The organism is Streptomyces sp. BE303, from assembly GCF_036290945.1.
Lineage (GTDB): Bacteria > Actinomycetota > Actinomycetes > Streptomycetales > Streptomycetaceae > Kitasatospora.
In genome coordinates this window covers 1-206 of record NZ_JAQYWZ010000174.1, presented here as the reverse complement: position 1 = coordinate 206, position 206 = coordinate 1, and the positions used below count along the sequence as shown (strand labels likewise).

The window sequence follows — 206 nt, the reverse complement described above, 5'->3', positions numbered from 1 at the left end:
TGTACGACGGGTGCGAATGGTCTGTGTTCTCGGACGGTGGAGGTCGGCACGTATTACTGGCGTGAGACGGCTGCCCCGCCCGGGTATCAGTTGCCTGCTTCGCCGGTGTTCGGTCCGTTGGTTCTGACTCCGGCGAATGCTTCGGCCGGTGTGCAGGTGACGGCTGCTGATCTGCCGCAGCCCCCGGTGACGGGTGAGGTGCGGGT

General features: G+C 65.5%; 1 protein-coding gene. It reads left to right on the top strand.

The features are described from left to right. A partial coding sequence (locus PUR56_RS01030; RefSeq protein ID WP_329947447.1) for a prealbumin-like fold domain-containing protein occupies nt 1-206 on the top strand: 206 nt, incomplete at both ends.